General features: G+C 50.8%; 10 protein-coding genes and 1 tRNA gene. 5 read left to right on the plus strand and 6 right to left on the minus strand.

What is annotated here, in order from left to right; translation table 11 throughout:
* Positions 1-154: 154 nt before the first annotated feature.
* From AC01YT_RS07845 to ppdK, 6 genes are all read right to left on the minus strand, one after another.
* Positions 155-865 (minus strand): succinate dehydrogenase iron-sulfur subunit, encoded by a 711-nt coding sequence (locus tag AC01YT_RS07845; protein WP_476674294.1) that lies wholly within the window; start codon positions 863-865, stop codon positions 155-157.
* Positions 866-885: 20 nt separating this feature from the next.
* On the minus strand, positions 886-2679 hold the full coding sequence (locus AC01YT_RS07850; protein WP_476674296.1) for an FAD-dependent oxidoreductase: 1794 nt from the start codon (positions 2677-2679) through the stop codon (positions 886-888).
* Positions 2680-2697: 18 nt separating this feature from the next.
* Positions 2698-3096: a succinate dehydrogenase, hydrophobic membrane anchor protein gene (locus AC01YT_RS07855; protein WP_424913532.1), complete on the minus strand. Its 399-nt coding sequence runs from the start codon at positions 3094-3096 to the stop codon at positions 2698-2700.
* Positions 3097-3105: 9 nt separating this feature from the next.
* Complete coding sequence (locus AC01YT_RS07860) at positions 3106-3525, minus strand: succinate dehydrogenase/fumarate reductase transmembrane subunit (protein WP_476674299.1); 420 nt, start codon at positions 3523-3525, stop codon at positions 3106-3108.
* A 164-nt stretch (positions 3526-3689) separates the two neighbouring features.
* Positions 3690-3762: transfer RNA gene (locus tag AC01YT_RS07865), tRNA-Asn, on the minus strand.
* A gap of 106 nt (positions 3763-3868) precedes the next feature.
* The gene (ppdK, locus tag AC01YT_RS07870) at positions 3869-6640 is read right to left on the minus strand and encodes a pyruvate, phosphate dikinase (RefSeq protein ID WP_476674301.1); all 2772 of its coding nucleotides are present in this window, start codon (positions 6638-6640) and stop codon (positions 3869-3871) included.
* A 265-nt stretch (positions 6641-6905) separates the two neighbouring features.
* On the opposite strand from ppdK, the gene AC01YT_RS07875 reads away from it, so the two are divergent.
* From AC01YT_RS07875 to AC01YT_RS07895, 5 genes are all read left to right on the plus strand, one after another.
* On the plus strand, positions 6906-7313 hold the full coding sequence (locus tag AC01YT_RS07875; protein WP_476674303.1) for a response regulator transcription factor: 408 nt from the start codon (positions 6906-6908) through the stop codon (positions 7311-7313).
* Positions 7314-7436: 123 nt separating this feature from the next.
* Positions 7437-8846, plus strand: coding sequence for an NADP-dependent phosphogluconate dehydrogenase (gndA, locus tag AC01YT_RS07880; protein ID WP_476674305.1), 1410 nt, complete (start codon positions 7437-7439; stop codon positions 8844-8846).
* Complete coding sequence (locus AC01YT_RS07885; RefSeq protein WP_476674307.1) at positions 8837-9412, plus strand: hypothetical protein; 576 nt, start codon at positions 8837-8839, stop codon at positions 9410-9412. The genes gndA and AC01YT_RS07885 overlap by 10 nt, the downstream gene beginning before the upstream one ends.
* 80 nt (positions 9413-9492) lie before the next feature.
* Positions 9493-10914, plus strand: a complete 1422-nt coding sequence (gene hydA / locus AC01YT_RS07890) for a dihydropyrimidinase (protein WP_476674309.1) — start codon at positions 9493-9495, stop codon at positions 10912-10914.
* Between the two features lie 7 nt (positions 10915-10921).
* On the plus strand, positions 10922-11474 hold a 553-nt coding region (locus AC01YT_RS07895; RefSeq protein WP_476674311.1), incomplete at its 3' end, for a hypothetical protein.

The following is an 11474-nucleotide window of genomic DNA, read 5'->3' on the forward strand; positions in this document are numbered from 1 at the left end:
AACAAGTAGGATGGCTCAATTTTACCCAAAAATTAATTCTTTAAAAAGCCCTACCCAAAACCAACCGGCTCTTGATTTATGAAAGCAAATGTGATAAATTTAAATTACCAGATGTCAGGGTGCCCCCCTCACCCTGGCATCTGGCTTTTTGAAGTTAATCTAAACGCCCGGTTTGGATCGCCCGCTTAACCTCGGCAATCGCCTGAGTGATCTTTATCTCCCGCGGACAGGCTTCAGTACAGTTAAATGCTGTGCGACAGCGCCAAACGCCCATTTGTTGATTAAGGATCTCCAACCGCTGAGCGGCAGCACGATCACGGCTGTCAAAGATAAAACGGTGCGCGTTGACAATCGCCGCTGGTCCCACATAGCGACCATCCGCCCAGAATGAGGGGCATGAAGTCGTGCATGCTGCACAAAGAATACACTTTGTTGTATCGTCAAATCGTTCCCGCTCTGCTGGCGATTGCAAACGTTCCTTACCGTCTTCCGGAAGAGGCTCATCATTGATCAAATAGGGCAACACTGAACGATAATGCTCAAAGAACGGTTCCATATCCACGATCAGGTCCTTGAGCACTGGCAGACCAAGAAGCGGTTCTACGGTGATCTCGTTTGTTTCAAGGTTTTTTACCAATGCTTTACATGCAAGCATATTTCGCCCATTGATACGCATGGCATCTGAACCACATATGCCATGACCACACGAGCGACGAAAGGCCAGCGTTCCATCAATATCACCGCGAATATACTCAAGCAAATCCAACACACGATCCATGGGTTTGGCTTCAACTGTGAACACATCGTAACGCGGCTTGCGATCCATTTCAGGATTGAAGCGAAACACGCGAACACGGATTTCCATAGTGCACTCCTCAGGTTGAGTCAGTAAACCCGCTCTTTAGGGAGATATTGCGTGATCACCACCGGTTTATAATCCAAGCGCACCTCATCACCATCCAACCAGGCCAGGGTATGTTTGAGCCAATTTTCATCGTCCCGCTTAGGATAGTCTTCACGAGCATGCGCCCCTCGGCTCTCCTTGCGCGCCAGGGCTGAAACTGCCGTAACCAGTGCCAAATCGAGCAAATTTCCCAACTCCCAAGTGTTCAACAACTCAGTATTAAAAGCACGCCCACCATCACTAACTCTTACATGCCGAAACCGTTCACGGAGTTCCATGATTTTGTCCACTGCTTCACGCAAACCCTCTTCAGTTCGAAATACGCCCACTTTATCAAACATCAGATGACGTAATTCACGGCCAATCTGGGCTGCTTTTTCTCGCCCATCACCATGACGTAAGGCTTCAATCTGCTGCCGTGTGAAACCTGTCGGGTCTTCAGGCAGAGGTTGGAAATCCGCGCCATTCGCGTACTCGGCTGCTTTTATCCCGGCATATTTACCGAATACCACCAAATCCACCAACGAATTGGTGCCCAAGCGGTTTGCCCCGTGAACGGAAACACAAGCACACTCACCCGCCGCGTAAAGTCCGGGCAAAACAGTGTTTTTAGAGTCGATAACTACTTCAGCAAATTTGTTGGTAGGTATGCCTCCCATGGCATAGTGCGCGGTAGGCTGAATCGGAATTAAGTCTTTGACCGGATCTACGCCCAGATAGGTACGGCAGAAATCCGTAATATCCGGAATTTTTGCCAATATCTCTTCTGCTGTTACTCGATAAGGCGATCCATCCGGACGTGTGCGTCCATCTTTCTCCGCGTAGTAATTGACCGTCTCAGGGCGAACGTCCAAGTAGAGATAATTCTTCCCGTTTACGCCACGGCCCTCTTTAATTTCCAAGTAAATCGCCCGACTCACCACATCACGCGAAGCCAAGTCCTTTATCCGCGGTGCATACCGTTCCATAAAGCGCTCCCCCTTGCCATTGATCAGCACACCGCCCTCACCCCGCACTGCCTCGGTAATTAAGATGCCTAACTTATATATGCCAGTAGGATGAAATTGGAAAAACTCCATGTCTTCTGCCGGGATGCCACGACGAAGGGTAACTGCGACGCCATCGCCAGTATAAGCATAGGCATTGGAAGTCACCTCCCACATACGACCATGGCCACCTGTAGCAAAAACCACCGCTTTACTATGGAATACATGCAGATCTCCCGTGGCCAGTTCCACCGCAACAACTCCGGCGACCGCGCCATTCTGTATGAGCAAGTCCATGACTTGGAATTCATCGAAAAAGCGAATACCGTTCTTGATACACTGCTGATAGAGGGTTTGGAGGATCATATGTCCGGTACGATCTGCGGCGTAGCATGAGCGACGCACCGGTTTGCCAGTAACGTTGTTAGTATGCCCGCCAAAAAACCGCTGATCAATGCGCCCATTGGGGGTGCGGGAGAAAGGTAATCCCATGTGCTCCAAATCATAAACGGCTTGAACGGCTTCGCGACACATGAATTCAATTGCATCCTGATCTCCCAAATAATCACTACCCTTCACCGTATCAAAGGCATGCCACTCCCAGTGATCCTCTTCCAAATTGCCCAGTGCAGCCCCAATTCCACCTTGCGCCGTGCCGGTATGAGAGCGCGTTGGATAGAGTTTACTGACCACGGCTGTGCGCGCTTTCTTCGAGGCGTATAAGGCCGCCATCAGGCCAGCCCCGCCCCCCCCAACAATTACCACATCAAAGGTATGGGTATGAACCATACGATAACCTCCCCGCCTTTAAGATAAAGGAAATGGTTGATTAACACCACCAACGAGCGCCGCACCACCGATCAGGGTAATAATCAACCAGAACAAGAACAGTAGCCAATTCATCACCTTACGCGCCCGATCCGCGTGGATGAAGTCATTCAAAACTTGGCGCAAACCATTCACCCCGTGGGCAAACGCGAATCCCAAAAGTAAAGTGTCATAAATTCGCCAGAAGAGGCTTGCCCATCGCATCGCCACATAGTCTAAGTCAATGCGATGAACCCCTACAATTACATCCTGTAAAATCATATGTCCCCATACCAAAGGGATCATCGCAAAAGCGCTATAACGCATCCACTTCCAGGCGATGGTCTCATAGTTGGGTTTTACACGTACCTGCCGCGTGGTTTGAGTCGCTGTCGCCATAATGACCTCCTATCCACTGAAAAGCCCATAATTGTGCATAAGAAGACTGCGTAACATCCACAATGCCGAAGGGAGCCAGAGGATTAGAGCAATACCCAATGTCCAGCGTGCAGAACGGCGTTGGCTTTCAATGTGCCATCCTTGAGGTTTGAAGAGATCAAGATAAGCGATGCGCAAACCGTTGACGCCGTGGTAAAACACACAAAAAACCAAAAAAATCTCCCCAATCCCAAATAGGGTTGAGCGGTATACCTCTATAGCCTTCATGAATAAGGTTGGGTTGAAATAAACAAAGGCGATGTCTATGATATGAATGGTAAGGAATAAGACGACCCCCAGTCCGGTAATTCGATGGAGCAAAAAGCTCCAATGTCCCTCACGTCCGCGGTAGGTGGCATACCCCACCAGCGTAGTTCTAAAGTCGGACATAAAAACCTCCTGATGGGTGAGTTATATATAAGGGTTGCGCTTTTTGATTTTAGCATGATAATGGGAAGGATAAACTCCCAAAATTGGGTGAATTTTGGTTAATAATTCTACTCATCCTGATTAAGAAACAAAGCCGGACCCTCCGTCCGGTTTAATCTTTCAGGCTCCTCGCCCAGGACTCGAACCTGGAACCTAGCGGTTAACAGCCGCCCGCTCTGCCGATTGAGCTAGCGAGGATCGTTTTGTGGGGTTAATTATAATTCAAGCCGTTTATCTGTCAAGAAAATAAAAATGGGCGAGAGTTAATCTCCCGCCCACTTCGTTCAGATCTATTCGCCCGCTCCTATTTTGTGGCGTGCTTGAGAGCGGCATGTGCCGCAGCAAGGCGCGCCACCGGCACACGGAACGGCGAGCACGATACATAATTGTTCCCCACCAAGTGGCAGAACTCAATAGAAGAGGGATCACCACCATGCTCACCGCAGATACCCACCTCAAGGTCGGGCCGCGTCTTGCGTCCTTCCTCTATCGCCATCTTCATCAGACGGCCAACCCCTTCACGATCTAGAGTCTGGAAGGGATTCTTGGGTAGCACACCCAGTTCCACATACTTGACGAGGAAAGAACGTTCGGCATCGTCACGGCTATAACCGAAGGTCATCTGGGTGAGGTCGTTGGTGCCGAAGGAGAAGAATTCCGCAATTTGGGCGATCTCGCCTGCCGTCACGGCGGCACGCGGTACTTCGATCATGGTGCCGAATTTATAAGGGAATTCCACCCCTTTCTCCTTCATAACTTGTTTGGCAATTTCCTCCAAGCGCGGCTGGATCCATTTGAGCTCATTAATATGACCCGTCAACGGGATCATCACCTCGGGCTTGGCCTTAATGCCGCGCAGGGTCACATTGGCTGCTGCCTCGAAGATTGCCCGCACTTGCATCTCAACAATCTCAGGCATCACGATGCTCAAGCGCACCCCACGTAAACCCATCATTGGGTTCGATTCATGCATCGCTTCAACTGCCGCCAAGATTTTCTCGAGTTCAGCGATGTCCTTGCTCTCGCCCTTGCCCAAAACATAATCGGCCAGGTTCTGCAAGCGCTTGGTAATAATTTGCTCTTGCAACTCCTTCTCTGAGGGCAGGAACTCGTGCAATGGCGGGTCAATCAGACGAATGATGACAGGGTAACCATCCATGGCCTCAAACAAGCCCTCAAAGTCGGAGCGTTGGAAAGGTAATAGTTCATCTAAGGCCTGCTTACGCTCTTCACTGGTCTTCGCCAGGATCATGCGCTGCACGATAGGCAACCGTTCGGGCTCAAAGAACATGTGCTCGGTGCGGCACAGACCAATCCCCTTCGCCCCATAAGCACGCGCACGGCGGGCATCCTTGGGATAATCCGCATTTGCCCAAACCTGCAGTCCCGTGGTCGGGAAGCCTTCGGGTCCCTTGCGAATGCCAGGGCGGGCGCACATTTCGTCCGCCCATTCCAGCAGTGTCATGAGATCCCGTTGTTCCTCTAATGAGGGCGCGGTCATAGGCAATTTACCCAAGAAGACTTCACCAGTACCACCGTCTAATGAGATCCATTCCCCTTCGCGCACTACAACGCCATTAGCACTCATGAGTCGCTTGTCCAGATCAATCTGGATGGATGAGGCTCCAACGACGCAGGGTACACCAAATTGACGTGCCACGACCGCCGCATGGGAGGTTGCCCCACCTTCGCTGGTTAAAATACCCTTGGCAGCGAGCATACCATGCACATCATCCGGTTTGGTAAAGGGGCGAACCATGATCACATCTTGCTTGAACTCTTTGGCCATTCGCTCGGCGGTGTCAGCATCAAAATAGACCTGCCCAACTGCTGCTCCCGGTGAGGCATTCACACCCGTTGCAAAGAGACGCCCTTCCTTCTTGGCTTCCCGAATCACTTTGGGGTCGAACTGTGGGTGCAAAAGGGTGTCTACCTGCTCAGGGGAGACACGTAAAACCGCCTCTTCTTTGGTGATCAAACCCTCGTTGACCATATCTACCGCGATCTTCACGGCCGCGCGGGCGGTGCGCTTACCATTGCGCGTCTGCAGCATCCACAAACGGCCACGCTCGATGGTGAATTCCACGTCTTGCATGTCGCGGTAATGGCGTTCTAGTTTTTCGCAAATCTCCAAGAACTGCTGGTAAGCTTCAGGCAATTGTTTGGCGAGATTCTCAATTTTTTCGGTGTTGCGAATACCCGCGACCACATCCTCACCCTGAGCATTGAGCAGATATTCGCCATACAACTTCTTCTCGCCTGTCGAGGGATCACGGGTGAAGGCTACACCGGTGCCAGAGTCCCACCCCATATTGCCGAAGACCATGGTCACGATGTTAACCGCCGTACCCAGATCATCGGGGATGCCGGTCGCACGGCGATAATCCACAGCGCGCTTACCATTCCAGGATTTGAACACCGCCTCGGTGGCCAGACGCAACTGCTCATAGGGGTCGGTGGGGAAATCGAAGCCTTTTTGTTTGCGCACAACCTTCTTGAACTCTTCGGTGAGTTCCTTCAAATCCTCGGCCGTCAGGTCAGTATCGGCTTTGGCGCCACGGGCGCGCTTGAATTCATCCAGCACTTCCTCGAAGGCTTCATCCGGGATCCCCAGCACTACCGAGCCAAACATTTGCACCAGGCGGCGATACGCATCGTACACAAAGCGGGGATTATTAGTCAGCCGGATCATAGCTTGGGCCGTCTCATCGTTCAGGCCAATGTTGAGCACAGTGTCCATCATACCCGGCATCGAGAATTTAGCTCCTGAGCGGCATGAGACTAACAGCGGGTTTTCCGTACCGCCGAATTTCTTGCCGGTCAGTTTCTCAACCTCGGCCAGGGCGGCCATCATCTGTTCCCACAACCCTTCGGGGAACTTCCCCCCTGCTTTGAGATAGGCATTGCACGCCTCGGTCGTTACCGTGAACCCAGGCGGCACCGGGACGCCCAGGCGAGTCATTTCGGCCAGGTTGGCCCCTTTGCCACCTAGCAAGCCACGCACGTCATCCCAATTGCCACCTACATATTTCTCAACTTCATCCAATTCGTGGAAGAGATAAACCCACTTCTTCATGATCAGATGATCCTCCTTATGTGAACGAAATGCCAGTTTTTACACCCACATGTTTCGTGGGGACTGATCAAGCCTATCAAGTTTTCAATTTTACCACAAAGACATGTGATTTTTAGCACGAATTCATCGTTTGTTTACACAATGCGTTTATTCAACATCACTACTATCCTGATCCCCATTTTCTAACCAATTGTAAACCATCTGCAAGGTCTTTTTTACGCCAAAACGAAGATAATAAAGATTGTAACCCGGACCGGAGGCAACCATGAAACTTTTGATCATTGATGACGACCTTTCAACTGCAGATCTGCTCAAGGCCATCCTCCAAACTATGAATATTCATGCTACCATCGAACAAGCCACCACAGGCTTTGAGGGCATTGAAAAGGTCAAGGAAACACAACCGGATATTATCATCCTTGATCTGGTTATGCCAGAAATGGATGGTTGGAAAGTTTGCCAGGAAATTCGTCAATTCAGCAATGTCCCTATTCTGATCCTTTCCGCTCTTGACCAACCCGGCCATGTCGCTGCGGCGCTAGACGCGGGCGCCGATGATTATTTGATCAAACCCGTTTCCGCTAACATCTTAGTCGCCCATCTTAATACCCTATTAAGACGCAGTCCTAAATGGAACACTCAGCCCTTTGCTGTATCACGGGCTCCGTTCTAAACCTAAACCCAACTCCGGCGCAGACGCCGGAGTTTTTCACATTTAAGCAACACAAGCAGTATAATTTACACAATATTTAGCCACCTTCTCAGGATTAATCCCCAAGTTCGACGGAGCACTCCCATGAAGAAAGCAGATATCGGCGTGATTGGCTTAGGTGTGATGGGTCACAATTTAGCCCTCAATTTCGAGCGGCATGGGTATTGGGTTGCCTTATATAACCGCACCGCAGAAAAAACGCGCAGCCTGCTTGCCTCCTCCAAGCCAGGTCAGCGCTTAATCGGTACGTACTCATTAGAAGAGTTTTGTGCTCATCTGGAACACCCGCGGCGCATCCTTCTCATGGTGCAAGCAGGGAAACCTGTGGATGATATGATTGCCGCTCTGCAACCTCTATTAGAACCTGGTGATATCCTGATTGATGGAGGCAACTCTTACTTCCAAGATACCGAGCGCCGCCATGAAGCCCTGAAGGACACTGGCATCCACTACGTAGGAATGGGGATTTCCGGCGGAGAAGAAGGGGCACTGTGGGGACCCAGCCTGATGCCAGGCGGTCCTTATCAAGCCTGGGAAAGCCTCGCACCTATGCTCCGTGATATTGCCGCTAAGGCCGAAGATGACGAACCCTGTGTGGACTACATCGGGCCGCGTGGTGCGGGTCATTATGTCAAAATGGTGCACAACGGCATTGAGTATGCTGATATGCAGCTAATCGCCGAAACCTACCACCTGCTCAAGCATGCCTTGGGGTTATCGGCGTACCAACTTGCGGATATTTTCGAAAAATGGAATCAGAGCGAATTGCAATCCTACTTGATTCAAATCACTTCAGAAGTACTTCGAAAACGTGATGACGAAACCGGCCACCCGCTTGTGGATATGATCCTAGACGAAGCCCAACAGAAGGGCACCGGCAAATGGACCAGCCAGAATGCGCTAGACGTCGGCGCTGCGGTGCCTACGATCAGCGCAGCAGTAGATATGCGCATTCTCTCTGCCTTCAAGCACGAACGCGTCCAGGCCAGCCGCATCCTGAGCGGTCCCACCAAGGCTTACCAAGGTGATCCGACAAACTTGATCAATCTAGCACAACGGGCTCTATATGCCAGTAAAATGATCGCTTACGCTCAGGGCATGGGACTATTGCGACAAGCCTCCCTCGAATATGGGTATGATCTGAAGCTTGACCGCTTAGCAGCCATTTGGCGCGCTGGGTGCATTATCCGTGCGCGACTGCTGGGAGACATCACTGCCGCCTATCAGAGCGACCCAGGCCTGATTAATTTGCTGTTAGCGCCCGCCTTCCGTGATACGCTGGCTTCGCACCACCAAGCCCTGCGTGAAGTGATAAAAATTGGTATAGATTTAGGAATCCCCATGATGGGCATGAGCACAGCCCTGGCATATTACGATGCCTACCGAAGTGAGAGATTGCCAGCCAACCTTATTCAAGCCCAGCGCGATTATTTTGGCGCCCACACTTACCGCCGTATTGATCGAGATGGAATCTTTCACACCGAATGGACATAAGCAAAGCACCTTCTAATTATCCTCCGCCAACGGCGCTGGTTCTGGTTGCAGTTGTTCCTTCGCCGCGTGATCTAGAGATTGCCCGCGTCCTGGGTTGGTATCGTATTCCATTAAAATCGGCCCCCAAAGTCATCGCGGTGGACTACCTTGCTTTCTACCAGACATCCGCTTTTAGCCCTGATGAACGATGGCGCATCAACTATATCACCCCTGTTTACGGGCACGAACTCACCTGGCGCCGTGAACTCTTGCGCGATGAACCCAATCATCCTCGTGCAAATGAAGAATACTACAAAATCCAACTCGGCCCACTCCAACGTCTACCTCAACCAATCATCGCTGATAATTGGCGGCGTCTGACGTTTCTTTACACCACTGGAGAATTGTTAAGTCGGGCTCACCGCCTCCAAGATCTAGCGCTCGAAGGCGAAGAACGTGTACTGGTGTGGCGTTCATTGCGGGAACGAGCAACCCATCAGTACACTTACAATGCGACTACTCTACCCGAGGGAATCAGCAATCTCGATGCAGCTATGCTAGAATTCTTGGGGTTGATTAATTTTTAACCCCATTCTGGGCTTTGGTAAAATTCCACAGAGGTGATAATCTATCCTTATTTGATAGTAATCAATCCGGAGGAGGGCATATGCAAATTTTGATTAAATCAGGAACCCTGGTCACGGCTTCAGAAACCATCCAAGCCGATTTGCTCATTGATGGCGAAAAAATCGCCCTCATTGGTCATGATCTCCCGACCTCCGAAAACGCCCAAATTGTTGACGCTCATGGTAAATATGTGCTTCCCGGTGGCATTGATGTCCATACCCACTTTGACCTGCCAATGTTCGGCACGGTTTCCTCGGATGATCACTATACAGGTCACAAAGCGGCAGCTTTTGGTGGCACCACCACGGTGATTGATTTTGTTCCTCAGGATCTGCCTTCTTTGCGCGCCAATATTGAAGCCTGGCATGCGAAGGCAGACCCCAAAGCGGCGATTGATTTTAGTTTCCACATGAACATCACCAACTTTAACGATCAAGTAGCTGCTGAAATTCCTCGCCTCATTGATGAAGGTATCACAACGGTCAAGGTATTTACCGCCTACAATAACCGCCTACGTTTACAAGATGGGGAAATTTTCCAGGTGATGCGCATTGCCGGCAAACATGGGATGCTGACCATGTTACATGCCGAAAATGGGGACGTTATTGATATTCTGGTAGCAGAGGCTCTAGCCGCTGGTCACACTACCCCCGAATGGCACGCCCACACCCGTCCTGCCTGGGGCGCAATTGAAGCCTTCTTGCGTGGCGCTGCGCTTGCCGCCCAAGCCGAGGCTCCTCTCTATGTGGTTCATATGAATGCCGCAGGGGAAGTGGATCAATTAGCCTACGTCCGCGAAAAAGGCTTGCCCGTCATGGGAGAAACGTGTCCACAGTATCTTTTCTTCACCATTGAGGATCTGCGCCGCCCTGATGGTGCCAAATGGATCTGCTCACCCCCAATGCGCACCGCTACCGACAACCAACGCCTATGGGAGGGTCTTATCAACGGCACTATCCAAGTTTTAGCCACAGATCATTGTCCCTTCTTTTACGATGGCACAAAACCTATCCTTTACGAAGGACAGCCGGTTAAGATTCCAGGTAAAGAATTGGGAAAAGATGACTTTAGTAAAATTCCTAATGGGCTGCCCGCTGTTGGGGACCGACTTCCGATATTCTGGACCACCGCAGTTGTCCCAGGCAAGATCACACCCAACCAATTTGTAGCACTTACCAGCACCAACCCGGCCAAAATTTTTGGCCTATATCCTCAAAAGGGCAGTCTGATGCCAGGCGCCGATGCCGATATTGTCATTTGGGACCCCAATAAAAAAGTGACTTACGGAGTCGCTTACGCTCAGCACCGCACTGATTACAATCTCTTCGAGGGCTGGGAATTGACCGGCTTTCCGGAAAAAGTTTTTCTGCGTGGGAATTTGATTGTAGATGGCCGTGAATGGCGAGGTCGGCCAGGCATGGGGCGCTACCTGTATCGCAAACCTTTTGCCGAAGTTTTATGATCCTATTATGCGCCTTTTAATATTGGCTGTACTTCCCCTATTGGGAGCGGTAGGGGTTGGATTAGTCCAACGATCTCACCGCGGCGTGGGTTCAGCATGGCTAATTAGCGTCATCACGGTGCTCATCGGATGGGGACTGAGCCTAATGAGCACCTGGCAAGCCGCTTACTCCCAGATCACTATCCCCTGGTTGCTTACTTCCTCTTCCTTTCGATCCATCATCGCCTTTTCTTTGGATTCTAACCATTGGGTTTACACTCTGTTGGCTTTTACCCTCGGAACAACTGTTTTATTGACCGCACCTTCGCGCCTCGCACTGCAAAGTGGACCCAAGAATTGGATAGCCAACCTTATCAATATTGCAGTATTGATCCCAGCCCTCTCAGCAGAGGATGTGATGGCAATAGCCTTATCCTGGACTTTGTTGGATAACGTCGCAATCCTAACCGAGCACCTTCTTATTGGTGTACCCCCACGAAAAAGCATGATCAATCTTCTTGGACGCTGGTTCAGCACACTACTTATTATCAGTGTCGCCCTAAGCCAAACACCACCGGGTT

The organism is Thermanaerothrix sp., assembly GCF_056331585.1.